The sequence below is a fragment of the Brenneria sp. g21c3 genome, assembly GCF_040240345.1.
In the GTDB taxonomy this organism is placed as follows: domain Bacteria; phylum Pseudomonadota; class Gammaproteobacteria; order Enterobacterales; family Enterobacteriaceae; genus Brenneria.
In genome coordinates, this window is the sequence record NZ_JBEIAB010000007.1 from 199,737 (window position 1) to 223,047 (window position 23,311).

Here is a 23,311-nt window from a genome sequence, read left to right on the forward strand (position 1 = left end):
AGCTAGAATAGCATTAATAACGACATCAAACGAGGAAGTTGCCAAGTATCAGCAAGGAAACCGACACGTTAATCGCGCCGCCGATACGCGTGGCGATCTGGGCGAAAGGCATCAGCATCATGCGGTTGCCGGCCGTCAGGATAGCGACGTCGCCGGTGCCGCCCTGGCCGCTCTGGCAGCAGGAGACGATGGCGACGTCAATCGGATGCATGCCGATCTTTTTGCCGACGAAGAAGCCGGTCGCCACCAGCGCGCACACGGTGCTGACGATCACCAGCAGGTTCGACAGGGTAAAGGCGTTCACCAGTTCCTGCCACGGGGTAATCGCCACGCCGACGGCGAACAGAATCGGGTAGGTCACGGAAGTCTGGAAGAATTTGTACACTACCTGCGAACCTTCGAGGATGCGCGGGGATACGCCGTGCGCCAGCTTCAACAGGACGGCGGCGAACAGCATACCGACCGGGGCAGGCAGGCCGATGAGTTTGTGCAGCAGCATGCCGACCATATACAGCAGTACCGCCAGCAGCGCGCCGGAAGCCATGGTGGTGACATCGGTCTTGCCGCTGAATGCGTTACTCTGCGCATGGGGTTTTTGCCCCTCCGCGTGGTCGGCCGGCATCAGTCGGCCTTCGCCGGTCAGATGCGGATAGCGTTTGCCGAGCTGGTTCAGCGTGCCGGAGATAACGATCGCGGTCAGGCTGCCCAGCATCACGATCGGCAGAATGCGGCCCAGCGCCACGCCCTGATCCATATGCAGCAGGGCGGCGTAGCCGATAGACAGCGGGATGGCGCCTTCGCCCACGCCGCCGGCCATAATCGGCAGGATCAGAAAGAAGAAGATCTGGAAGGGGTCCATGCCCAGAGCCAGGCCGACGCCCATGCCCACCACCATGCCGACCAGTTCGCCGCACAGCATCGGGAAGAAAATGCGCATAAAGCCCTGGATCAGCGTTTTACGATCCATGCTCATGATGCTGCCGACGATGATGCAGCAGATATAAAGGTAAAGGATATTGGTGTTTTTATAGAATTTGGTGGTTGATTCAACCACGGCGTCGGGCAGCAGGCCGTAATACACCAGCGCGGAAGGAATAAAGGTCGCGCAGATGGCGGCGGCGCCCATTTTGCCGACAAACGGCAGGCGCTTGCCGAATTCGCCGCAGGCGAAGCCGAAAAACGCCAGCGTCGCCACCATCACCACGATATCGCTTGGCAGTTTACCGCCCAGACAGTCGATGGCAATCAACACGCCGGCCAATACAAATAACGGCAGCGGAATAATGCCGATTTTCCAGGTGTCGAGAATGTGCCACCATTTTTCTTTCGCAGAGCTTGTTTTCTTTTGCAGAGGTTGTTTCGCAGGTATGGCATCTGCGGAAACGGAATAAGCGTCGTCAGTTAAACTCATGATGTTTCCCCCTTGTCAATTTGTGCTGGGAGTGTATGGGAGTCAACAACCGGTATTGTGTGAAGTGACGCAAATTAAAAATGGTATTTTAAAGGAGTAAATGGTTTTTATGGTTTTATTTAATTAATTTAACTTTCGATAAATATATCATCCGTGGTTTTTATGGTGTTATTTGCAGATATATAATTACTGTTAATTCGCGGTGATTTTTTTGTTGCCCGAAATGAGCGGCCTGATGTGACGGCGGCTGTGGCCGTTGTTATGCTGCGGAGACGATCACAAGTTTCATCACAACCGCTTACGGTAAAAAAAAGAAATGTTAAAGTGGATATATTGTGCTTGGATAAATGAATACGTTGATGCCTTTCCGACCGTCCTTCCAGATAAAATTGTTTGTTTATCTTATGGCTTTATTCTTATTGCTGTTCTCAATTCTGGGCGTTTACTATTATTATGATATTGAACGCCAGTTATATGATGACATCGGCATGCGGGCGAGGGTTCAGGCTGAAGAAGTCGCGCTTATTCCTTCACTGGTTACGGCAGTGGAATATAATGATATTCCGGCAATTAAGAAATTAATGAATAATATCGCCGCACGCAGCGACGCCAGTTATATCGTCATTGGCGATAACCGCGCTATTCATCTTTTCCATTCGATTGATCCTGACCGGATAGGCGAAAAGCTGGTCGGCGGCGACAACGAGGCCGTGCTGGCCGGCGAAAGCGCCACCACCATTCGGCTGGGCGGGATTGGGTTGTCGCTGCGCAGCAAAGCGCCGATCCGTAATTCCGCCGGCCAGGTGATCGGCATTGTTTCCGTGGGCTATCTCATCAGCCATATCAATAATCTGACCGCCGATAAAGTCATCCGTATCCTGCTGATGGCGGTTGTGCTGCTGGCGGCGCTGTTTATCTTTTCCTGGTTTTTTTCCCGTTCGATTAAAAAACAGATGTTTTCTCTCGAACCCCGGCAAATCGGTCTGTTGGTGCGTCAGCAAAAGGCGCTGATGGAGTCCATTTATGAAGGGGTGATCGCCATTGACGATCGCTACCGCATCGCGGTGATTAATCAGGCGGCGAAAACGCTGCTGGCGTTGGATACCCCTTCGCGTGAGTTACGCGGCAAGCCGCTGGCGCAGGTGATTGCGCCGGTCAGTTTTTTCACGCCGCAGGTGATGCTGGAAAGCGATATTCACGACGAAATCTGCCTGTTTAACCACCTGACGGTGATTGCCAGTCGGGTGAGGATTATGCTGGAAGATCAGCTTCAGGGCTGGGTGATCACCTTTCGCGATTGCGGCGATATCGATCGACTGAGCATCCGGCTCAGTCAGGTGCAACGCTATGCCGACAACTTGCGGATCATGCGTCATGAGCAGCTTAACTGGACCGCCACGCTGGCGGGCTTGCTGCATATGGGCCGCTACGACGAGGCGATTCATTATATCGAGGCGCAATCGGAACACGCGCAGGAACTGCTCGATTTCGTCTCCGCGCGCTTCTGTTCGCCGAGGATATGCGGCCTGTTGCTGGGAAAATACGCCAGGGCGCGGGAGAAGGGCGTCGAGCTGGCGTTCGACCCGGCCTGTCGGCTCACGCATGTGCCTGCGACGTTGTCGGAAACGGAACTGATGTCGATAATCGGCAATCTGCTGGATAACGCGATAGAGGCTACGCTGCTGCGGGGCGGCGAACTTGCGCCGGTGGAGGTGTATCTGGTTTCCAGCGTGGGAGAACTGGTGATTGAAGTCGCCGACCACGGCGTCGGCATTGCGCCGGAACAGCGGGAACGTATTTTCGCGCTGGGTATGACGTCAAAAACGCAAGGCGATCATGGGCTGGGTTTGCATCTGGTCGCCAGCTACGTCAGCCATGCCGGCGGAATGATCGAAGTGTCCGACAACCCGCCTTCGGGCGCGGTGTTTTCTGTCTTTATCCCGGACAACGCCGCGCTGTCCGATAACCCGGAAGAACGTGATGATGCAAGCTGAACTCATTGACGTAATGATAGTGGAAGATGAAAGCCAACTGTCTCAGTTATATGCGGAATTGATCGACAATCATCCCTGGCTGCGGCTGGTGGGCGGCGCCTCGACCCTGCGTGAAGCCCGTGAACTGATTCAGGCGAAGCGCCCGCAGTTGCTGCTGCTGGACAATTACCTGCCGGACGGACAGGGGATTTCGCTGATGGAGAGCGATTTGATTAAAAAAATGAATTGCTCGGTGATTTTTATCACCGCCGCCAGCGATATGGATACCTGTAGTCAGGCCATTCGCTGCGGCGCTTTTGACTATATTCTCAAACCGATATCCTGGACGCGCCTGAAACATTCGCTGGAGCGTTTTATTCAGTTCAACCAGACGCAACGTTCCTGGAAGGTGGTGGATCAGCAAAACGTCGACAGTCTTTACCAGCTACAGTCGAAAGACTTTATGCCGAAGGCCGGGAATAAAGGCATTGAGGAAAACACGCTGCTGCTGATAGAAGAGATTTTCGCGCAGGATGCCGCGCGCTGCTATTCGGTGGATGAGATCGCCGATAAAACCGGCCTCAGTAAAACCACGGTGCGACGCTATCTGGAACATGGCGTGCAAAGCGGAAGATTGCGGGTTGAAATGCTGTACGGCAAAATCGGCCATCCGCGCCGGATGTACCGGCGGGTATAATGCCGCCGCGAATCCCCCCCGTCGCGTGGGAACGACGTTAAATGCTATGGTTATCTGGATGCCGGCAGGCGTAAAACGCTAGAATTTGGCGATACAGTCCGGCTGATGGAAAATCGAGACCCTATGAACATGCCTAAGATATTGGAAGTCTGCTGTTATGGCCTGGAGAGCGCCCTCAAGGCGGAACGCGCCGGCGCCGACAGAATTGAACTGTGCAGCGCCCCCAGGGAAGGGGGGCTGACGCCGTCCTACGCCGCGCTTTGTCTGGCGCGCGAGCGCCTTTCCATTCCCGTGTTTCCGATTGTCCGTCCGCGAGGCGGCGATTTTTGCTATCGCGATGCCGATATGGATGTCATGGAGCGCGATCTGACGTTTATTCGTCAGGCCGGCTTTAAAGGCGCGGTGTTCGGCGTGCTCGACGAACGCGGCGCGGTGGATGTTCCCCGTATGGAACGGCTGCTGAAACAGTGCGACGGCATGGAGGTGACGTTTCATCGCGCTTTCGATATGTGCCGTTCTCCTTTTGACGCGCTGAAGGCGCTGGAGGATCTGGGTATAAAACGAATCCTTACTTCCGGTCAGCAGTCCACGGCGCAACGCGGACTCGAACTGCTGGAAAAACTTCATCACGCCAGCCGCGGCCCGGTCATTATGGCGGGTTGCGGCGTCAGAACCGCCAATCTCGCCGCTTTTCTGGCTATCGGTCTGAATGAGCTGCACTCTTCCGCCGGCATGCGGATAGCTTCGGCAATGCAATATCGCAATCCCGACGTGTGCATGAGTCATGCAAGCAACGATGAATATCTTATCGACACGGTAAGCGAAGCGGCGGTGAGAGAAATGAAGGCGATCATGCGGAATTTCATTCAGGCCGGTTAGACTGCCGGTGGCATAAGGATTATCGCCCTTTTTGCGCAACCCGCTTGATGGCGCTTGGCGATGAGGTTTGACCGATAGGATTTCGGAAGGAGATAGCCGGTATGGTCATCATTTTGTACGAATGGGTCCAGTTACTGTTGCTGCCGGTTACGGTATTTTTTGTACCGCAACCGCTGGCGTGGGCCATGGTTTTTTGGTGTTTACTGTCAGCATTTCGAGCGGTGATGTGGCGTATGTTCAGCTCGCACCCGTTGAATGATCTGATTCTCCCTTGGATACACAGTGCTGTTCTGGCGGTGAGTTGCGCCATGTTCCTGACGCTGTCCGGCTGGATTTTACCTCTGCTGGCCAGCGTAGCGGCCCTTATCCTACATTGTTTTTGTATCGCATTTTTGGACATTAAGCTCGGTATGCTTGTTGACGAATCTCCATCGCCATATCCATCGCCATATCCATGCACTTTCAACCCCTTATCCCGTTCGATATTGCGCAGGACGCATGCAACCTTGACCAGTCCCACTATGCGAGATATGTCGCTATCGGAAACGGAGGTGCGCATGCTGGTCGAGCAGGAGCGGATTACCGGACAAGGCTATGACTATGAATGCCTGCTGCCGGAAAAACAGGTGATTAGCTGGTCCGGTTCGCCTATCCGCTTTTCTGCGGATGGACGCTATGGTATCGCCGAGCTTGCGCAGGGTGGTTTATACCTCTGTGACCGAAAGCATTATCTGCAATTTGAGTTGTACGGCGCGTCCTTGCCGGCAGCGCAGGATATCGCCTTGTATCCAGGCGAGGCCGGGCGACTGACCTTACAACAATTCTTTGACGAACTGATGTCTATCCGGCCTCGTCCTCAGGCAGGAGTACGTAAGTTTGTTCCCTACCATCGTTGTGATTACATTGCCGCCGAGGATGAAGATTTGATCGCGGTTTCCGCGCAGGTCGACACTTTTATCGGAAAACCGGTTGATGCGCTGTTTGACCGGCTAGGACGGCGCGACAGCAATGATATCGCCAGCGATAAAGGTTACGGTACGTATGAGTGGTATACCGCCACCAAGATGCTGCGAGCCAGATCGTCGTCGAATAGAATCACCAGTATCGAGCTTGCAGATCGTCCGCCGACGGTGGCGGCGGACGAGCCTCCAACTCGCCCCGTCGAATGGTTCATCCTATAACACATGACCAGCCTACGTCGTCAGCGCGCGGATGATGCCGAAATTTAAATAGTTTGACTGTCCGCGTACTAGTGGATACATTGCGACGATGATAAATCATCCCGATCGCGATCAGATTCGACTGGAAAATGTGCTTACCGCGCTGGGCAATCCTGTGCGGCTGACGGTGGTGCGCGTGCTAGCCAACGGCGGCGAGTTCGCCTGTAGCGCGGTGTTGCAGGGGATCCCGAAATCGACGCTGACGCACCACTGGCGCGTGTTGCGCGATAGCGGCGTTATTTGGCAGCGTCCTTACGGACGGGAAAATTTGTTATCGCTGCGTCGCGACGATCTGGACGCGCGCTTTCCGGGATTGCTCGACTCGCTGCTGAACGCGCTTTATCAGGATCCGGTCACCGCCGAATCGACGTCCAAAAATCTGCCCTCAGCCTGATTATCGGCGTCACCAATGCGAATAATCGCATTTCTATCCCTCGCTCATGCGCAAATAGTATATTATTTGCCAAATCCGTTTATATCCCACGGGCTGACAGGCTAGGGGGTATATAGCTTTTTATCTACTCGGAAAGACAGGTCTATGAGCAACAAATATCGTGTATTTATTGACGGTCAGGCGGGCACCACCGGGTTGCAGATACAGCAACGTCTGGTCAACCACCCTCATATCGAACTCCTCAACATTGAAGAGGAGAGACGTAAAGAGGCGGAAGCTCGTCAGGAGATGATGTCCGCCGCCGATATCACTATTTTGTGTTTGCCGGATGCCGCCGCGCGTGAAGCGGTGACGCTTGCCGATGCCGTCGGCGCGCGCGTACTGGATGCCAGCTCGGCGCATCGCACCGAAGCGGGCTGGGTTTACGGGATGCCGGAACTGGCTGACGATCAGCGCGAAAAAATCCGTCAGGCCAGCCATGTTTCCAACCCCGGCTGTTATGCGACGGGCGCCATCACGCTGCTGGCGCCGCTGGTGCGCAAAGGTGTCATCAATGCGCAAACGCCGCTGTCGATTAATGCGATTTCCGGCTATAGCGGCGGCGGCAAGGCGATGATTGAACGTTACCAGCATGATGCGGCCGGTTACGCCGCCTACGGTCTGGGATTCGATCACAAACACCTGAAAGAGATCCAGAAGTGGGGCGGTCTCTCTGTTCGGCCGATATTTCAGCCGGCGGTAGGCGATTACGCTCAGGGCATGCTGGTGTTTATCCCGCTGAATATGGATGTGGACGGCGAGCGCGTCTACCAGGTGTTGAATGCGTTTTATGACGGCGAACAGTTTATCAAGGTGAAACGCTTTAACACCGTGCCGGAAGAGAGCGCGCCTTATCTGATGCCGGAAGCGTTGAACAACAGCAATATGCTGGAACTGTTCGTTTTTTCTCATCCTGAATACAAGCAAACCATGCTGGTATCGCGGCTGGATAATTTAGGTAAGGGGGCGTCGGGCGCGGCGGTTCAGAACCTGAACGTCATGCTGGGATTGCCGGAACAAACCTGCGTTAATCTGCCTTCATGATAATTCCCGCTGCAACATCGCGTTGGGGAGTGGTTTTCCCTTCCCGACGTTAGCCGAGAAGCCGCCAGCCGACGGTATGCGAATCGTAGAGGCCGATGTTGCGCCGAGCCGACCGCTGGAAGATCCCGGTCATGGGCGTATTTGCTGAGGAATGACCGTCAGGATTTCGGCAACAGCGTCTCGACCAGCGATGTCCATGATTCGACGCCAGGCTTAATTAATGCGTCATTAAAATCGTAATAAGCATTATGCAGCGGTTTTGATGGCGTAGCCCCATCGGAGCCGAGCCAGAAGTAGGCGCCGGGGCAGGCTTCCAGCATGCAGGCAAAATCTTCGGACGCCATCGAGGGGCTGATCTGCCAATGCACTTTGGCTGCGCCCAATACGGCGCCAATGGCTTCGCGCACGTTCAATGCTTCCTGCTCGTGATTCACGGTTACCGGATAGCCCGGATAGTAGAGGATTTCGCCGGTGACGCCGAAAACGCGGGGGAGCTCGTTGACAAATTCGTTAATCAATTCTTTAACCTTAATACGCACATCGTTCTGCAAACATCGCATGGTGCCGCGCAGCGTGACTTTCTCCGGGATAACGTTAATCGCTTCGCCGCCGGAAATCTGCGTAATGCTGATAACGGCTGAGGACTGAGGGGAGAGGCGGCGGGCGGGAATGGTTTGCAGGGACAGTATCAATTCTGAGGCGGCGACGATGGGGTCGGCGCCGTTTTCCGGCATTGCGGCATGACAGCTTTTCCCGGTAAGGACAATTTCGAATGAGTCCAGCGACGCCATCATGACGCCGCTGCTTAAACCGATATGGCCGACCGGTAATCCGGGCCAGTTATGCAGCGCGTAAATACCGTCCATGGGAAACTGTTCGAATAATCCGTCGGCGACCATTTTGTATGCGCCGCCGAGGTTCTCTTCGGCAGGCTGAAAGACGAAATGTACCGTTCCGCTGAAGTCGCGCGTTTCACTCAGGTGTTTGGCGGCGGCAAGCAAAATCGCGGTATGCCCGTCATGCCCGCAGGCGTGCATCACGCCGTTATTATGCGACTTATAGCTGACATCGCTCAGCTCGGTAATGGGCAGCGCATCCATATCCGCGCGCAGCCCAATCGTTGGTCCCTGACCATTTTCCAGCGTCGCCACGATGCCGGTGCCGCCCAGGCCGGTATGCACCTGAAGACCGAATGACGTGAGCAATTCCGCCACGCGCCTGGAGGTGGCATGTTCCTGGTATCCTAATTCGGGATGGGAATGAAGCTCATGGCGCCATGCGGTGGCTTCAGCGATTAAATGTTGTGCAATAGGCATCAGGTTATTCCTCTCCAGCGCCACAATTAAAGCCAGACTGCGGTTTCTCTGCGGTTTTGACCCAGAGGGGCGTTATTTCGCCGTCGGCACGTAAAACTTCAATACCCGCTGAACGTTCATTTCCGCGGCCGTAGGCGATGCGAACAGTCTCATCGCTGAGCGGCATGGCTACGATGACTGCGGCGGTAATTTCTTCATGGGCATCGTGTATGCTGCGACTCCCTGCGAGCAGGGGGGAGAAGATGTCATTACCGGGGACATCGGGTACAAAAACGGTATCGTCACTCGCTACTTCATCCGCTTGCGCGGTTTCCAGCATGGGGCGGATGAACGGATAGTATTTGGATGTGTTGATTGGCCTGACCTCGGTTGCTTTATCTTCCGGATTGGCAACATGATTTTGGCCGAAGCCGTGGCTAAATCGGAAATGAAATTTTCGTATATCGTATTCCTAACCGGCAGGTGCGAACGAGACTCATCACATTGACTTTCCCCGGAGAAGTCACATAACGCCCTCTCCGGCAGGCTCCCGCCGCCAACGCGGACGGGATGCTTTGGTGGTGGTCGACCTGAGGATCGCGGTTCTTAAGCGAACGACGTTCATCGCCGATGCTTCCCTTTAATTAACATGCCGTTGGCGGCGACAGGTTAAATATCGTTTGCTATGCGGGCGGCGAACTGAATATTTTTGAAATCAATATCTTTCGGCACGCTGCAATCGGCGCCTAAGAGCAATCCCGCTTTGCCGTTTTGGGCAATAATATCTCGCGTTTTTTTTTCAATTTCACTGGGAATGCCTTTATATAAAGCGCCTTGCGGCGTGTTATCAAAACCACCCAGAATGGCTTTGTCGACAAATAGCTTTCTCCCTTCTTCCAGAGAAATTTTTTCTACGCAGGTTGCCCAATTGACTGCTTTAAAAGGGTAGTGGGCAAAATGGCGTAAATCATTGACCCGCCCTTCGAAGCCGCAAATATGCAGTACATTATAACGACTTAACTGATTAGCTGCGTTTAACACTCGCAACTGGCTGGGTTCAATATATTTACGGTAGCTTTCCTCGCTAAATGTCGGGCTTTGCACGCTCTGCACGCACAGGTAGATGCCATCAATGCGCGCCTCATTGATTAGTTTTTCTACTAGAAGCGTAATATCATCGGCTATTTTCTCTAAAGCCAGTGAGAATAAGTAGGGATCTTCTTCAACCAGACGTGGGAATTTATTTTTGTCATTATCGATCATGTCAAATTTTAATCGAAAATAATATGCCGGGGCGAAAATATTGTATATCGCTGCGATTTCGCCATGGTAGGAAGAAATAATTTGTTTCACCGCATCGACCTGTTTGGCGATCCATTCATGCTCTCCGCCTAGCGATGTGATTTTTTTAAAATCCTGAACGCTATTTATCTCCGTATTGAGGACGGAAGGATGAAGAAGAAAGGCATCGCTCATTATTTTAGTGAAGTCGGGTTGATTTTTTTGATAAAATTGTTGCTGTGCAAGGATGTTTTTTTTGATGATTGCATCATTTTGAAAGCCATAAACTTGTTCATCATTATCCAAAAAATGATGCCAAACGCTGGCCAGAACCGTTTCGTTTTTGCTATCCAATGAATCAAAAAAGATCTGCCGTTTGCTTTTCGCCATCGTGAGCCGCCTTTTGATTGAAGTATCTGTTAAATATTATTTATAGGATATTCGCCATTCTGATTTTATATCAACAGGTTAATATATGTTCTTATATTATTTTGTTGGATATATATATTCGGTAATATTATATGATAATGATTTTTGCCATGATAGTATCGAAATCAAGATTCCAATTATATCATTATGAATCATTAGGGTAGAACATCGAAGAAACGTTTTGTTCACAACATAACAAAGACATCGTTACCTATCAGTGCAAATTTGATAAGTAACATAGGAAATATTAATGATCAGGCTAGAAAATATTCATAAGCGTTTTGACGATGAAGAGGTTTTGAAAGGCGCATCAATCGAGATAAAAAAAGGTCAGGTGGTCTGCCTTATCGGGCCGAGCGGTTCAGGTAAAACAACCTTGTTAAGGTGTATTAATTTTTTGGAAAAGGCGGATAAAGGCCGCATCACCATCGATTCAGTTTCAGTGGATTGTGAAAAAGCGAGTAAAAAAGACATTCAAAATATTCGTGCGAAAACCGCGATGGTGTTCCAGTCATACAACCTGTTTAATAACAAAACCGCACTGGAAAATGTGATGGAAGGGTTGGTTTACGCCAAAGGCATGGCGAAAAAAGAAGCGAAAGACATTGCTGAAAACCTGCTGCGCAAAGTGGGATTGGCGTATAAGCAAGATACTTACCCCAGTAAACTTTCCGGCGGACAAAAGCAGCGCGTGGGGATAGCCAGGGCGTTGGCGATGAATCCTGAAGTTTTATTGCTGGATGAACCGACATCGGCTCTGGATCCAGAGATTGTGGGCGAAATATTAAAGCTGATTAAGGAAATTGCTCAGGAAGGGCAGACGATGATTATCGTTACCCATGAAATGAGCTTTGCCAACGAAGTGGCTTCCAATGTCATCTTTATGGAAAAAGGCCTTATCGTTGAAGAGAACGTTCCGCGTGAAATATTCAGTAATCCTAAAGAAGCGCGTACGAAAGAGTTTTTGGAACGTATCAACTTTACGATATAAATCGGCTCTGAACAGGTCAAAATGAGATAGTCATAATGGAAAGCAGATTTATTGATATATCTGAAATTATTGAAATATTCCCTAAGCTGTTGGAGAACTTATCCGTCACCTTGTATATCTCGATAACGTCGCTGGTATTCGGCTTATTGCTCGGTCTGTTGTTGACCGTGATGCAGGGAAGTCAGCGGATTGTTATCAAATCAGCGGCGCTGATTTACATTGACGTGATGCGCAGCACGCCGCTTTTGTTGTTGATCTTTTTGGTTTTTTTTGGCTCAAAAGTTTTTCTGTCGCAACTCGGCGTCAGCCAGCGATTATTCAGCGACAGCTTTTTGGCCATCCTGGCGATTACGCTGGGCATGAGCGCTTATTTCTCGGAAATGATGCGTTCGGCCTATAACGCCGTAGATAAAGGGCAACTTGAAGCGATAAACAGTTTGGCAATTCCCGTTTTCGGCGGATTTTTTCGTATTATTTTGCCTCAGGCCACCATTATTGCTATCCCCAACTTGGGTAACTTAATGATTAACATTGTTAAACTTACCTCGTTAGTCAGTTTGATCGGTATTGTCGATGTGTTTGGACGCGCCAAAAAAATCTCGAACAGCAATTATGGCGTAAACCAACTTGAGGCCTTTATATCAGTAATTATTATTTATTGGATAATTAACGTATTAATTGATGTCGCGATGAAATTTATAGAAAAGAAATATCGCTATCTATTAGATTAGAAGGTATATATTGTGTTCAGCTTAGATTTTTTTATTGTTAACTTTCCAGTCGTTTTGCAAGCTGTTCCGTTAACATTAGGTATTGCTTTCGCATCAGTTATCTTATCGACGCTGCTGGGGTTCGCTTTTGCCGTTATAAAAATAAAACGTATACCGGTTCTTTATCCCATCGCGGCTGTATTTATGTCGTTCAGTCGTTCTGTTCCCAATTTGGCCGTTCTTTACTTCTTATATTTTGCGTTTCCGTATTTCGTGGGGGCGCTAAAAGGAGATTATTCCCTGGCGTTGGGGGCGAATAAACTCAATCCTAACCTGGTGGCGATAATCACATTTACCATTACATTCAGCGTTTATTTTGCAGAAGTATTTCGTTCGGCATACCATTCTGTCGACAAGGGGCAGTTTGAGGCGGCATGGTCGATGGGCTTGCCGGCCCATAGTTATTTACGCCGGATTATTTTTCCCCAGGCCACTACCCAGGCTTTGCCCAACTATACCAGCGTGGTGATTGATTTAATCAAGGATACCTCTCTGGTTTATACCATCTCTGTAATGGATATCATGGGGAAAGCGACGTTCGTTGCGGCCAAAGGATTTCACTATATTGATGCTTATCTGATTGCATTTGTTATCTATTTGATTATCTGTTTCGCTATTTCAAAATCATTACGTTGTTTAGAAGTCAAACTGAGTTGTTATAAATAAAATAATATACCTATAGGTTTTAAGATGACGGTATATAATTTATCACAGGAGTTAATTAATAATATGAGTAAAAAATATTTATATGCAGTCGTCGCAGCGCTGGCCCTGGGTATCGCGGGATGTGATAATGCGTCAGATTCCGGTAATAGCGCGGCGAGCGACGGCAATACGACGGCAAACGGCCAGGTGAAAGAAGTTGAAGTCGTCATTAATGAAAACTCTTTTCCGTTTTCTTTTGTTGATGATGCCGGTAAGTTTTCGGGTTACGATGGCGAACTACTGGGTATTATTGATGAAAAATTACCGCAATATTCATTTCACTTTAATGCGGTATCCCGCGATGCAATGTTGGTCGGGTTATCCACAGGGACTTATAATTTAGCGGCGAACCACTTCTATATTAATAAGGAACGCGCTGAAAAATACGATTACTCAAAAGAGCCGACAGGCTTAAGTGATTTGAGACTGATCGTAAGGAAAGATGATAACGAAATAAACTCTCTGGCGGATTTCGCCAAGTCGGGCAAACGGCTTGTGCCTATCCATGTCAGCGATGCGCGTTATGAGGTTATTGCCGACTACAATGCGGCGAATCCCGATAATCAGATTGTATTAAAGGCCACAGGGGAACAAACCGCAGCCGATATATTCAAGTCTGTGGCTTCCGGTGAGTATGATGCCGCGATTTATCCCATCGGCGCATTCCTGGCCGTGACTAAAAAAATCGATTTGAATCTGAAAGTATCCAATTCCGTAGGCATTTTCCCGAATGTGTTTTTGTATAGCAAAACGCCGGAATCGGCTGAATTATTAAAAGAAATTGATAAAGTATTAATCGACCTTAAAAATGACGGAACGTTGGCCAAGCTGTCCGTGAAGTGGCTTGGTGGAGATGTTTATGCGTTGGACGGCGCAAAAGATATAACGGTGCCAACCAAGTTTTAAGGCATGCCTGAATAAGGATGGACAATTTAGTCCACCCTTAACCCGGACATGGCGATTGGTTTGAAATATATCCGTCATACTTCAAGCTGCGGATGCGTTGGCTGCGCTCATTCACCCGAATCACTTACCTGAGTAAGCTCATCGGGATTCCTTCCCTTGCCGCCTTCCTGCAACTCGAATTATTTAGGATGTAGATGGTAAAGCGAAAATAATAAATAGGTTACAGTGATGAGTAATAAACTACGGGAAAAAATCAGAAAAAATAACACGCCATCAATAAATGATGAGGTGACGCTTGCCCTAAGAGGCGTGACGGAAAAAAGGGCGTCCACCATTGCCAATATGATTGACGAAGCGAGAAATCAAGGTCTGGACGACGGTTTCGCCCGCGCCGCTATTTATGATTATGGTGCGGCCAATGGACGCGATATGGCGCAATCGATGCAAGATCCCAATGATATTATTGAGTTTGCAAAAAAATTCACCTCTGGATTAGAACCCAACGTTTATGAGATGGAGTTGATCAAGGCGACGGAGGAGGAGTTTCAGGTTCATTTTCATTACTGTCCGTATGTTAACAAGTGGTTGCAGCAAAATAGAACCACGGCCGAGCTGGCGAACTTATGCGATATTTGTATGGAAGGCGATAGCGCGCTGGCGACGGCATTTTCTAATCTGGAGTTTGCATTGGGCAGTACGATCGCTAAAGGCGGTCAAGTTTGTGAGATCCATTATAGAAGATCGCACGCTTCTTGATATTGACGAACGGACGACGATGGCTGCGTGAGGGATTTTCGCTGAAGGATTATCGCCGGCATTTCCCCGCGGGTAATACGCCGTCTGCGGTAATGGGGCAGAGGGAGTGCCGGCGATAAGGTAAAAATGGTTTTCCGCTGTTATTTTAAAGCGTGTAGCATCCGTGATAGCCAATGTCATGGCTATCGGGATAATCCAATTTGATTAATTTTTTTTCGCCCGATTTTTTTATTATTTTAACAAACGTTTGCAGGGATGATTGTTTTTTTCATTGAAATAATAAAGTAGTCATCTTTTTTAAATATCTTTCCGCCTCTGTCCGTACAAAGCATGGCTAATTTGAAAAAATCATCGCTTCCGATATCAAAAGCCAATTTTATCTTTCTGACAATGCCGGCTTTTATAAGTTCTTCAGCCTCGTAGTAGGTGAATGCCTGCACTAACGACATAATGACTCCTTCAATGACGTATGGGGATAATCCTTGTGTTTCAACTATGCGCCATTTTTATTTCATTCAAATGAAAGATTGTTTACATTTCAATGAATCAACGGTATCACTCTATGAGTCGGTTGTCTGTTCTGACACAAGTCTGACATAGAAACGCGTTATGGTTGATGCTGTTTGCTTATCATCATCGACGCGTTGTTTCTTGGGCGGCAGGAGGATATATGAGCTATGTCAATAATATCATCATAGTACATGGATTCTTATCGACGCCGCGGCATCATTGGTTTCAATGGCTACGGCAGCAGTGTGAAGACGCCGATATCCGCGTGTTAATCCCCCAAATGCCGAAGCCGCGAGCGCCCAGACCGGAAAAATGGCTGGCGAAATTGCGTAATACGATTGATATGCCCAATGAAAAAACCTGGTTTATTGGACACAGTTTAGGCTGTATCACCGTTTTGCGTTATTTGTCTTCTTTACATGAGCGGTTGAAGGTCGGGGGCGTGATTCTGGTCTCCGGCTTTGCGGAACAGATTGAAACGCATCCCGAGCTTAGCGATTTTACCGCAACGCCGATCGATTTCGATTTATTGCGCAAAGTAATAAAACATCGAATCACCATCCTGTCATCAAACGATACCATCGTCGCGCCGCGTTATACGGTAAAGCTGCGCGAGCAACTGGATGCCGAACTCTACAGCTTTAACGGCTGCGGCCATTTTCTGGACTGTGACGGTTTTCACCAGTTTCCGGCGTTGCGCAATATACTGCGCGATCATTTAAAATGATGACGCCGCGATGATGCGATTGCCCGTCGCTTAAAACATGCCGTTTGGGTTGACGCTTTCTTGCCGTATCGGTTGCACGACGTCCCCGTGTTCTACACTCTTTTCGTTGTTCACGCATAGGCGATTGACCAGGGTACGTTCGATATCTTGCTGAATGTTTTTAGTGCAAACGTGCGGCGTATCGAACCAGCGGAAAACCCGCCGGTTCGATACGCGGCCGGTGTCGGCTAATCCATCAGCGGCCAATCGCGTATGCTTGCATCAGGCGCGGCGTGGCGGCTGCGCGCAGCAAGCCGTCGGCATCGCGGCGCGCGGCGGTCAAACGTCCGATGGTCCAGGGGGCGGCGGTGGAAATGTCATGGCCGCGCGCCTTCAGCGCCGCCAGCGTGGCTTCGCCGATACTGCTTTCGATCATCACATTGCCCGGCTGGCGGGTACGCGGATAGAACGAACCGGGAAAATGCGCGGTATGGAACAGCGGCAGGTCGATGGCCTGTTGCAGGTTGATGCCGAAATGCGCGTAGCGCAGAAAGAACGCCAGCTGCCACTGGTCCTGCTGATCGCCGCCGGGCGTGCCGAATGACAGCGTCGGCCTGCCCTGATACAGCGCCAGCGACGGCGTCAGCGTGGTGCGCGGACGTTTGCCGGGCGCCAGCGAGGTCGGCAGGCCGGGTTTCAGCCAGAACATCTGGGCGCGGGAGTTGAGGCAGAAGCCAAGCCCCGGAATAATCGGGGATGATTGCAGCCAGCCGCCGGACGGCGTGACCGAAACCATATTGCCCTCGCGGTCGATGACGTCAATATGAACCGTGTCGCCGCGTTTTTCACTGAGGTGCGACATGGTTGGTTCGTAGACCGCGCCGCTGCCGCTCATGGCATCCAGCATCGTCATGGTGAGATCGTGCTGCGCTTCAAAACCGGGTAAGCGGCCGGGGCGCAATTCCAGCGACGCTTGCGCGCCAATCAGCCGGCGGCGTTCCCGGTTATAATCCTCCGAAAGCAATGTGGCGAGCGGCACCGGCGAAAAGGCGGGATCGCCGTAATAGACTTCGCGATCGGCGTAGGCCAGTTTCATGGCTTCCACCACGGTGTGAACGAAATCCGCTCCGCTCGGATCCATCGCGCCGATATCGACCCCCTTGAGCAGCGCCAGCGCTTGCAGCAGCACCGGCCCTTGCCCCCATGGCCCGGTCTTGGCGATAGTCCAGCCGTGATAGTCATAGGTGACCGGCTCTTCGACGGTGGCGCGCCAGTTCGCCAGATCTTCGGCGGTCAGCACGGCCTTGTGGCGCGTGCCGCTGGCGTCCATGACCTCCGCCGTTTTCAGGTACTCGCCGATCGCGTCGGCGACAAAGCCGCGGTAAAAGGCATCCCGCGCGGCGTCAATGCCCGCCTCGCGGCCGGGTCTGGCTTCGGCTTCGCCGATAATCCGTTTCCAGGTCGCGGCCAGCGCCGGGTTTTTGAAGTTCGACAGCGCCGTGGGCGCGACGCCGCCCGGCAGCCAGGTTTCATAGGAGGTCGGCCACTCCCGACGGAAAAATTCGCCCAGGTCGTTGATGGTCGCGGCGACGCGCGGCAGCAGCGGATGGCCGTTCTCCAGATAGTGGATCGCCGGCTCCAGGACTTCGCGCACGCTCATTGTGCCGTAATCGCGCAGCATCAGCATCCAGCCGTCGAACGCGCCGGGGATCACGGTGGCGAGCAGGCCGTCGCCGGGGATCAAATCCAGCCCTTCGGCGCGATAGTGTTCGATGGTCGCGCCGGCCGGCGCGGCGCCCTGCGCGCAGATCACTTCCACCTTATCTTTCTTGCGCGAATAGATAACGGCGGGCATATCGCCGCCGGTGCCGTTCAGGTGGGGTTCGAACACCTGCAAGGCAAAACCGGTCGCCACCGCGGCGTCAAACGCGTTGCCGCCTTTTTCCAGTATGCTCATGCCGACGGCCGAGGCCATCCAGTGAGTCGAGGCGACGACGCCGAAGGTGCCGAGGATCTCGGGACGTGTGGTGAATGCAGGCATAACCATATCCTTCATATGTTAAACGGCTCGATGCGCAGCCGGACCTCTATGATTTCCATAAAATTGGTGCCTGCTAACGCGGTTGGCGGCATGGCTGCCACCTTTGTCGGGCTTGCGGCCGAGAGCGCCCGTTCCGTAGGTAGTTTTCCGTTTGGTTCAATGACGCCTTCGTTTAACAGTTCCCGCAGCCGTTCCAGTGCGTAATTGGCGTTCTCTACCGTTATTTTCTCTGAGTTCTTATTCATTGGTTCATTCCAATTCTTAATTGATTCAATAAAAACCATGATGCGAATACGATGTCAACATGGCGAACCAAGCAGGGAAAACGCGGCCAACTCAGCGAAATTACTGGCATATTGATGCTTTTAACATCAATGAATTGTTAATTTTGCCAAAAATGGTGCAAAGGCAGTCGCCGGTGCGTTTTTTACAGCGATTTATGTCGTGATACCTTAGTCATACTTTTATTTTATGTGTGTACGAGCCGTTATGGCTGTCTACATGAAGGCGTGAATGGCCGTCTTGATAAGAGGGGAATATGCCGAGCGGGGGAGATATGTCGAAAAACGCATGCGTTGGTCAGTGCGGCGGGCAGGGCGCTTGCGGTTTAGCTAACGCAGCGTCGCCCGCCGCGACCTAACCACCAGAGCGCGCTGTTATCCGTTAATTGAATGCTTCCTGGGGCAACGCCGCGCTACAAAATACAACTGCCTTGTCCGTTAGCCGCCCAGCGATGAAGCGTGCCGGCAATCTGGTCGGTCAGCCGGGCAACCGCCTGCTGCTGTGCCGCGAATATTGCCGTATCTCCCTGTTCGGCCCGTTCCGTTAACCGGCTGTGACAGACCAGTTGTGTGCGGTTTTCGCCATTTCGGGCGCTCAGACTCCAGTCCGACTCCAGTCTGACGAACCGACCGGGCCAAATATCGAACCGCCGTACCTGGAGCCGTATTCTGACCACCGGTTTTTCGTCGGTTCGGTTCAGACCGGCGACATCCTGCGTACCCAGACGCTCCGCCAGGCCGGCGGACAGCGCTGAACGGAACTCATCGCCCAGCGGACTCAGCCAGCGTTCGTTATCCAGAATCAGCGCGTCGCTTTCTCCCTGACGCACCACCAACTGGGGCAGATCGATTTGCGCCGGCACGCCGACGGGTAAAACCTCAATCACAAAAGAAGCCGGCGGCGCGGCGTTTTGCGCCGCTGTCGGCGGCGCGACCAGCGTGTGGTAACGCACCGTCGGCGAGGAACAGCCCGCCAGCGCGGCCAGCAGGGTAAATAAGCACAGTCGCGATATTAAGATCATTTTTCCGCGCCTTTAAAGGATGAATTAATCTGCTCCGCCTTGCGCAGGGAGGGATCCGTCGGGCGGCCCCGCAGCAGCGATTCAGGATGACGGTCAAGCTGGTCGGCCAGATTACGCAGGGCGCGCAGCGTGCGTGAAGCGTCCTGCAAGGTCTGGGAAAAACCGATCGCCAGCGGTGAATCCTCGGCCAGCAGATCCTGCGCGCTGCGGGTCGTCAGCCGCATTTGCCGGATTAACTGGTTTGTTTCGGGCAAGGTTTTCCCATTGAATTGGGTCAGGGTTTTATCCAGCCCGGCCAGCGTAGCGTTAAGATTTTGTCCGATAGACTCCAGCGGCATTTTATCGACCTTGCTGATGATGCTCGCCATCTGTTCCTGTAAGCGGTCAAACCCGCCGTTGACCGTCGGCAGAACCAGCGGCTGGGCGTGAATATCAAACGGGACTTTAGCGGCATTGGGTACAAAATCGAGTGAAATATAGAGCTGTCCGGTCAGGAAGTTACTGGGCGACACCTGCGCTCTTAGACCATGCGCCACCAGATCGCGGAGAAATACGGCGGTTTCCCGCTCAAGTTCCCCTTTGGGCTTGGGCAGTTTATTCAGTACGTTGCCGAGCCGGCTGGGGTAGACTTCGATACCGACGACCGACGGGAAACGATAGCCTGTCGCGCTGTAATCGAGATCGACCGCGGTCACCCTACCGATTTTTATACTGGAGAACTCCACCGGCGCGCCGACCGACAAACCATGCAGCGAGCGTTCAAAGCGTAAAGTAAAGCTAATGGCCGGGCCGTCCGACGGCGCCATGGCGGACTCCTGATCTTTCGCCAATACATACGCTTTGGCGGGCGGCGTCGGGGTTGCAACGACCTGTTTATCCGCTTTATCCGCTTCCGGCGTAGCGAAGGCGATGCCGCCGGCCATGATGGCCGCCACCGTCTGCGTGCGCAGGCGGAATCCGTTGGCGCCCACGGAAAGGTCCAGCCCGCTTACGTTCCAGAAACGCGAATCCGCCGTAACGAAACGATCGTAAGGCGCTTCAATAAAAACCTGTAGATTGACGTGCTCTCCCTCTTCGTCCAACTGATACGACGCAATGCGGCCGACCTGCACGCGGCGGTAATAAACCGGCGAACCGATATCCAGCGATCCTAAATCGTCGGTCTGTACGATGAAACGGGAGCCCGCCGCGCCGTTGATAATGGCCGGCGGCGATTCAAGGCCGACGAAATCCCGGCTTGATTGCGGCGAGTTTCCTTTGTCGGCGCCAATATAGGCGCCTGACAGCAGGGTATCGATCCCCGTTACGCCCCCAATACCGACGCGCGGCCGCACCACCCAGAAACGGGTATCCGCACGGGCCAGATCCGCGGCGTTTTTGTCGAGCTGTACGCGCGCCATGACCCGTGAGCTGTCGGCGTTCAGCGTGATATCTTTCACTATTCCCACCGTCACATCCTTATATTTGACGGCGGTTTTTCCCGCCTCCAGACCGGCGGCCGTCTGGAAGGAAAGGGTGAGCTCCGGTCCTGCTGAGAGCCAGCTATTGATCAGCATGGCGACGCCGATCAGCAAGGCAATGCCCGGAACCAGCCAGATGGGAGATAACCGCCAGCGCCGGCGGGCGACGGCGGGTTCGCTGTATTGTTGGTGTTCGTGGGTCATTTATCGTCACCTTGCCAGATAAGTCGCGGGTCATAGCTCATGGCGGACAGCATGGTTAATACCACCACCAGACCGAAAAACAGGATGCCGCTGCGCGGTTCCGCTTCACTGAGCGCCTGAAACCGCACCAGCGCCGAAACAGCGGCCACCACCACCACATCGAGCATGGACCAGTAGCCGATAAATTCAGTCAATCGGTAGAGCGACGTTCGTTCGGCCATGGCCCAAGCGCTTTGCCGCTGTGCGGTGATCAGCAGCAACCCCAGCGCCAGGAATTTCATACAGGGGATCAGCACGCTGGCGGTAAAAATAAGCAGCGCGATACCGTATGAGCCGCTGCGCCAGAAGTCGATTACGCCGGACATAATGGTGCTGTCGCTTCCCTGGCCGAAAAAGCGGGTATACATCACCGGCAGCACATTCGCAGGAATATAAAAAATCATGGCGGCAATCAGCAACGCCCAGGCGCGCTGGACTCCGACGGGGCGTCGGTAATACAGCCGCGTGTGACAGCGCGGGCAGCGGGGCGTCATATTATTCTCATGCGCTGTTTCGCAGACCAATCCGCATAGCGGGCATGCGCGCAGCTTGATCCGGCGGGCATAACGCGGCCTATTCATGGCTAGCGGTCTCATCATCGGTGGCCCAGGGGATTAGCGTCCACAGGGCGCGGATATCCTGGTGGTTCAGCAGGGTAATAAGCAGCATGAGCACCGCCATCGCCCAGCATCCTGCGCCGGGGATAATCTGCACAAAGCTGGAAAGCTTGATCGCTGAAACCAGAAAGCCCAGCATGCCGACTTCAATCATATTCCAGGGACGCAGCCATAAAAGCCACTTCATGGCGCCGGTGAAGCCGGGCGCCCGCAGACCCAGACGCGCATAGATGAGCAGCCAGCCAAAGAGCGTAATTTGCAGGAATGGAATAATAATCAGCAGGAAAAGCATGCCGATCGCCATCGGCAGCGTACTCCCCTGGGCAAGCGCCCAGGAGGCCTGCCAGAGCGTGGCGCTATTTTGTACCGCATGAAAGCTGGCCGTCATGACCGGACAAATATTAGCGATGAAAAAGGCGATCAGGGCGGTCAGCGTCATCGCCAGCATGCGTTCGATGTTGAGCCGTGCGGCGCGATACAATACTGCATGGCAACGTTCGCAGCTCGCGCTTTCTCCGGCGCCGAGCGTCCGGTATCGGTACAGGCTGTCGCAGTACGGACAGATCACCAGATGAGGATATACTTTCATAATGCCGCCGTGACAGGCTCTTAATAAGCGGCGGGAAACAGTATTGGCATCTATCTGTTTCCCGCCGCGGTGGTTATCCAGGGTCATTGCCCCTCAGACTAATGACAAAGCCTATAATACGCCATAGTCATCCTCCGCTACGCCCAGTCATTCCCGCGGTCGTAGGCGGGAATCACGGGGTAGGGAAGGTTGTCATCAACCCAGGGGACATAGCCCCTTAACGTTCTCTGGTGTGGTTTCGCATCCTTCGGACGTCTTTTATTTCAATTGTTCGGCCAACTCTTCCGCCGCCTTCTCAATGCCGACTTTCGCCGCGCTCAGCGCGCCGATGCTTGCCGAAACGTTCATGGCGTTTGGATACTGTTTGGCGACATAGGCGTTAAGCAAACGGTTGGTCGGAGCGTCATAAATTTCGACCGCGTAGTTCACCGAACCGCTCAGCATGCCTTCCTTTCCGCGGATGGATTGCACAATGTTGTAAGGACCGCCGGCCAAATCGAATTTAGTCACCGTACCGGCGACGGGCGTGGTGGTGTCAGCGCCGGTCAGAGTCAGCTTAAGTCTAAGCGTATCGGGCGCTGGGGCGGAAACCACGTTAAAACGGTTTCGCAGCACGTCGTTGAACGTGGTTTGCATATAGCTTGCCAGAGCCTGCCGATCCTCTTGCGGGAGGTCGCCAAACTGATTATCCGCGCCCTGATAAATAGTCACGGGGTCAATGATAATGCCGGTGTATTTTTTCCAGTCAACCTGCGTGGCATAACGGTAAGGGATCCGATCGGACGTCTCGCCGGTATTCGGCTGCAACTGTGACGCAGAGTCTATCGCGGCATAACGCACGGGAGGGTTTCCGGCACAACCGGCTAGCAGGAAAGCAAAGGTTAGCACGGCTGGGCGAGATAACGCAGATAATGTGAACATATGAAATATCCTGTAAAAGAAAATATCGCAAATATGGAATCACCGCCTGCTTCGGCAGTCATGCCAGCCTCACTCCGAATATGAATTCATCTATCGCGCTTTCCTGTGAACTCATCGACTATCCCCATTCG

General features: G+C 52.5%; 24 protein-coding genes. 12 read left to right on the plus strand and 12 right to left on the minus strand.

The genetic code is table 11. From position 1 onward, the window contains the following. Positions 1–25: 25 nt before the first annotated feature. Positions 26–1,411, minus strand: a complete 1,386-nt coding sequence (locus ABRZ28_RS13285) for a 2-hydroxycarboxylate transporter family protein (RefSeq protein WP_330520489.1) — start codon at positions 1,409–1,411, stop codon at positions 26–28. Positions 1,412–1,770: 359 nt separating this feature from the next. Here ABRZ28_RS13285 and ABRZ28_RS13290 point away from each other — a divergent pair, with 359 nt between their 5' ends. The 6 genes from ABRZ28_RS13290 to argC all read left to right on the plus strand — a co-directional run bounded on the left by ABRZ28_RS13290 (position 1,771) and on the right by argC (position 7,657). Then, positions 1,771–3,405, plus strand: coding sequence for an ATP-binding protein (locus ABRZ28_RS13290; RefSeq protein ID WP_330520490.1), 1,635 nt, complete (start codon positions 1,771–1,773; stop codon positions 3,403–3,405). Then, the gene (locus tag ABRZ28_RS13295) at positions 3,395–4,081 is read left to right on the plus strand and encodes a response regulator (RefSeq protein WP_330520515.1); all 687 of its coding nucleotides are present in this window, start codon (positions 3,395–3,397) and stop codon (positions 4,079–4,081) included. The genes ABRZ28_RS13290 and ABRZ28_RS13295 overlap by 11 nt, the downstream gene beginning before the upstream one ends. A 129-nt stretch (positions 4,082–4,210) precedes the next feature. Then, positions 4,211–4,960 carry a copper homeostasis protein CutC gene (gene cutC / locus ABRZ28_RS13300; RefSeq protein ID WP_319604805.1) on the plus strand — a complete coding sequence of 250 codons (750 nt, stop codon included), beginning with the start codon at positions 4,211–4,213 and terminating at the stop codon, positions 4,958–4,960. A 101-nt stretch (positions 4,961–5,061) separates the two neighbouring features. Further along, complete coding sequence (locus ABRZ28_RS13305; protein ID WP_319604804.1) at positions 5,062–6,141, plus strand: hypothetical protein; 1,080 nt, start codon at positions 5,062–5,064, stop codon at positions 6,139–6,141. Positions 6,142–6,229: 88 nt separating this feature from the next. Then, positions 6,230–6,574 (plus strand): ArsR/SmtB family transcription factor, encoded by a 345-nt coding sequence (locus ABRZ28_RS13310; protein WP_319604803.1) that lies wholly within the window; start codon positions 6,230–6,232, stop codon positions 6,572–6,574. Between the two features lie 144 nt (positions 6,575–6,718). Continuing rightward, positions 6,719–7,657, plus strand: a complete 939-nt coding sequence (gene argC, locus ABRZ28_RS13315; protein WP_319604802.1) for an N-acetyl-gamma-glutamyl-phosphate reductase — start codon at positions 6,719–6,721, stop codon at positions 7,655–7,657. A gap of 158 nt (positions 7,658–7,815) precedes the next feature. Here the strand turns inward: argC and ABRZ28_RS13320 are convergent, their stop codons facing one another. The 3 genes from ABRZ28_RS13320 to ABRZ28_RS13330 all read right to left on the minus strand — a co-directional run bounded on the left by ABRZ28_RS13320 (position 7,816) and on the right by ABRZ28_RS13330 (position 10,623). Further along, positions 7,816–8,973, minus strand: coding sequence for a M20 aminoacylase family protein (locus ABRZ28_RS13320; RefSeq protein WP_319604801.1), 1,158 nt, complete (start codon positions 8,971–8,973; stop codon positions 7,816–7,818). Positions 8,974–8,977: 4 nt separating this feature from the next. Further along, a complete protein-coding gene (locus ABRZ28_RS13325) occupies positions 8,978–9,292 on the minus strand; it encodes a hypothetical protein (protein WP_319604800.1) in 315 nt (104 codons plus the stop codon). A gap of 329 nt (positions 9,293–9,621) precedes the next feature. After that, positions 9,622–10,623: a uroporphyrinogen decarboxylase/cobalamine-independent methonine synthase family protein gene (locus tag ABRZ28_RS13330; protein ID WP_330520491.1), complete on the minus strand. Its 1,002-nt coding sequence runs from the start codon at positions 10,621–10,623 to the stop codon at positions 9,622–9,624. A 289-nt stretch (positions 10,624–10,912) separates the two neighbouring features. Here ABRZ28_RS13330 and ABRZ28_RS13335 point away from each other — a divergent pair, with 289 nt between their 5' ends. From ABRZ28_RS13335 to ABRZ28_RS13355, 5 genes are all read left to right on the plus strand, one after another. Then, a complete protein-coding gene (locus ABRZ28_RS13335; RefSeq protein WP_330520493.1) occupies positions 10,913–11,653 on the plus strand; it encodes an amino acid ABC transporter ATP-binding protein in 741 nt (246 codons plus the stop codon). A gap of 35 nt (positions 11,654–11,688) precedes the next feature. After that, positions 11,689–12,384, plus strand: coding sequence for an ABC transporter permease subunit (locus ABRZ28_RS13340; protein ID WP_319604797.1), 696 nt, complete (start codon positions 11,689–11,691; stop codon positions 12,382–12,384). A gap of 12 nt (positions 12,385–12,396) precedes the next feature. Further along, positions 12,397–13,089, plus strand: a complete 693-nt coding sequence (locus tag ABRZ28_RS13345; RefSeq protein ID WP_330520494.1) for an amino acid ABC transporter permease — start codon at positions 12,397–12,399, stop codon at positions 13,087–13,089. A 63-nt stretch (positions 13,090–13,152) separates the two neighbouring features. Beyond that, on the plus strand, positions 13,153–14,034 hold the full coding sequence (locus ABRZ28_RS13350; protein WP_319604795.1) for a transporter substrate-binding domain-containing protein: 882 nt from the start codon (positions 13,153–13,155) through the stop codon (positions 14,032–14,034). 228 nt (positions 14,035–14,262) lie between these two features. Further along, entirely contained in the window at positions 14,263–14,790 is a 528-nt protein-coding gene (locus tag ABRZ28_RS13355) for an L-2-amino-thiazoline-4-carboxylic acid hydrolase (RefSeq protein WP_330520496.1), read from the plus strand. Positions 14,791–15,026: 236 nt separating this feature from the next. Here ABRZ28_RS13355 and ABRZ28_RS13360 read toward each other — a convergent pair whose 3' ends face one another. Continuing rightward, positions 15,027–15,239 carry a hypothetical protein gene (locus ABRZ28_RS13360; RefSeq protein WP_319604793.1) on the minus strand — a complete coding sequence of 71 codons (213 nt, stop codon included), beginning with the start codon at positions 15,237–15,239 and terminating at the stop codon, positions 15,027–15,029. Between the two features lie 221 nt (positions 15,240–15,460). Here ABRZ28_RS13360 and ABRZ28_RS13365 point away from each other — a divergent pair, with 221 nt between their 5' ends. Continuing rightward, on the plus strand, positions 15,461–16,027 hold the full coding sequence (locus tag ABRZ28_RS13365) for an RBBP9/YdeN family alpha/beta hydrolase (RefSeq protein ID WP_330520497.1): 567 nt from the start codon (positions 15,461–15,463) through the stop codon (positions 16,025–16,027). Positions 16,028–16,262: 235 nt separating this feature from the next. Here ABRZ28_RS13365 and ABRZ28_RS13370 read toward each other — a convergent pair whose 3' ends face one another. The 7 genes from ABRZ28_RS13370 to ABRZ28_RS13400 form a co-directional block, all read right to left on the minus strand. Continuing rightward, positions 16,263–18,047, minus strand: a complete 1,785-nt coding sequence (locus tag ABRZ28_RS13370; protein ID WP_330520498.1) for a gamma-glutamyltransferase family protein — start codon at positions 18,045–18,047, stop codon at positions 16,263–16,265. Positions 18,048–18,058: 11 nt separating this feature from the next. Continuing rightward, positions 18,059–18,292, minus strand: a complete 234-nt coding sequence (locus tag ABRZ28_RS13375) for a hypothetical protein (RefSeq protein WP_319604790.1) — start codon at positions 18,290–18,292, stop codon at positions 18,059–18,061. A gap of 449 nt (positions 18,293–18,741) precedes the next feature. Beyond that, a complete protein-coding gene (locus ABRZ28_RS13380; RefSeq protein WP_330520499.1) occupies positions 18,742–19,350 on the minus strand; it encodes a PqiC family protein in 609 nt (202 codons plus the stop codon). Then, positions 19,347–21,014: a PqiB family protein gene (locus ABRZ28_RS13385; RefSeq protein ID WP_330520500.1), complete on the minus strand. Its 1,668-nt coding sequence runs from the start codon at positions 21,012–21,014 to the stop codon at positions 19,347–19,349. Before ABRZ28_RS13385 ends, ABRZ28_RS13380 begins: the two co-directional genes overlap by 4 nt. Beyond that, complete coding sequence (locus ABRZ28_RS13390) at positions 21,011–21,634, minus strand: paraquat-inducible protein A (protein ID WP_330520501.1); 624 nt, start codon at positions 21,632–21,634, stop codon at positions 21,011–21,013. Before ABRZ28_RS13390 ends, ABRZ28_RS13385 begins: the two co-directional genes overlap by 4 nt. Continuing rightward, entirely contained in the window at positions 21,627–22,259 is a 633-nt protein-coding gene (locus ABRZ28_RS13395; protein WP_330520502.1) for a paraquat-inducible protein A, read from the minus strand. The genes ABRZ28_RS13390 and ABRZ28_RS13395 overlap by 8 nt, the downstream gene beginning before the upstream one ends. Before the next feature lie 258 nt (positions 22,260–22,517). Then, on the minus strand, positions 22,518–23,180 hold the full coding sequence (locus ABRZ28_RS13400; protein WP_330520503.1) for a DUF3313 domain-containing protein: 663 nt from the start codon (positions 23,178–23,180) through the stop codon (positions 22,518–22,520). Positions 23,181–23,311: the final 131 nt, after the last annotated feature.

Coding starts and splice junctions, on each gene's coding strand:
- ABRZ28_RS13285 (WP_330520489.1), bottom strand. CDS start 1,411: ATGAGTTTAACTGACGACGCTTATTCCGTTTCCGCAGATGCCATACCT.
- ABRZ28_RS13290 (WP_330520490.1), top strand. CDS start 1,771: ATGCCTTTCCGACCGTCCTTCCAGATAAAATTGTTTGTTTATCTTATG.
- ABRZ28_RS13295 (WP_330520515.1), top strand. CDS start 3,395: ATGCAAGCTGAACTCATTGACGTAATGATAGTGGAAGATGAAAGCCAA.
- cutC (WP_319604805.1), top strand. CDS start 4,211: ATGCCTAAGATATTGGAAGTCTGCTGTTATGGCCTGGAGAGCGCCCTC.
- ABRZ28_RS13305 (WP_319604804.1), top strand. CDS start 5,062: ATGGTCATCATTTTGTACGAATGGGTCCAGTTACTGTTGCTGCCGGTT.
- ABRZ28_RS13310 (WP_319604803.1), top strand. CDS start 6,230: ATGATAAATCATCCCGATCGCGATCAGATTCGACTGGAAAATGTGCTT.
- argC (WP_319604802.1), top strand. CDS start 6,719: ATGAGCAACAAATATCGTGTATTTATTGACGGTCAGGCGGGCACCACC.
- ABRZ28_RS13320 (WP_319604801.1), bottom strand. CDS start 8,973: ATGCCTATTGCACAACATTTAATCGCTGAAGCCACCGCATGGCGCCAT.
- ABRZ28_RS13325 (WP_319604800.1), bottom strand. CDS start 9,292: ATGCTGGAAACCGCGCAAGCGGATGAAGTAGCGAGTGACGATACCGTT.
- ABRZ28_RS13330 (WP_330520491.1), bottom strand. CDS start 10,623: ATGGCGAAAAGCAAACGGCAGATCTTTTTTGATTCATTGGATAGCAAA.
- ABRZ28_RS13335 (WP_330520493.1), top strand. CDS start 10,913: ATGATCAGGCTAGAAAATATTCATAAGCGTTTTGACGATGAAGAGGTT.
- ABRZ28_RS13340 (WP_319604797.1), top strand. CDS start 11,689: ATGGAAAGCAGATTTATTGATATATCTGAAATTATTGAAATATTCCCT.
- ABRZ28_RS13350 (WP_319604795.1), top strand. CDS start 13,153: ATGAGTAAAAAATATTTATATGCAGTCGTCGCAGCGCTGGCCCTGGGT.
- ABRZ28_RS13355 (WP_330520496.1), top strand. CDS start 14,263: ATGAGTAATAAACTACGGGAAAAAATCAGAAAAAATAACACGCCATCA.
- ABRZ28_RS13360 (WP_319604793.1), bottom strand. CDS start 15,239: ATGTCGTTAGTGCAGGCATTCACCTACTACGAGGCTGAAGAACTTATA.
- ABRZ28_RS13365 (WP_330520497.1), top strand. CDS start 15,461: ATGAGCTATGTCAATAATATCATCATAGTACATGGATTCTTATCGACG.
- ABRZ28_RS13370 (WP_330520498.1), bottom strand. CDS start 18,047: ATGCCTGCATTCACCACACGTCCCGAGATCCTCGGCACCTTCGGCGTC.
- ABRZ28_RS13375 (WP_319604790.1), bottom strand. CDS start 18,292: ATGAATAAGAACTCAGAGAAAATAACGGTAGAGAACGCCAATTACGCA.
- ABRZ28_RS13380 (WP_330520499.1), bottom strand. CDS start 19,350: ATGATCTTAATATCGCGACTGTGCTTATTTACCCTGCTGGCCGCGCTG.
- ABRZ28_RS13385 (WP_330520500.1), bottom strand. CDS start 21,014: ATGACCCACGAACACCAACAATACAGCGAACCCGCCGTCGCCCGCCGG.
- ABRZ28_RS13390 (WP_330520501.1), bottom strand. CDS start 21,634: ATGAATAGGCCGCGTTATGCCCGCCGGATCAAGCTGCGCGCATGCCCG.
- ABRZ28_RS13395 (WP_330520502.1), bottom strand. CDS start 22,259: ATGAAAGTATATCCTCATCTGGTGATCTGTCCGTACTGCGACAGCCTG.
- ABRZ28_RS13400 (WP_330520503.1), bottom strand. CDS start 23,180: ATGTTCACATTATCTGCGTTATCTCGCCCAGCCGTGCTAACCTTTGCT.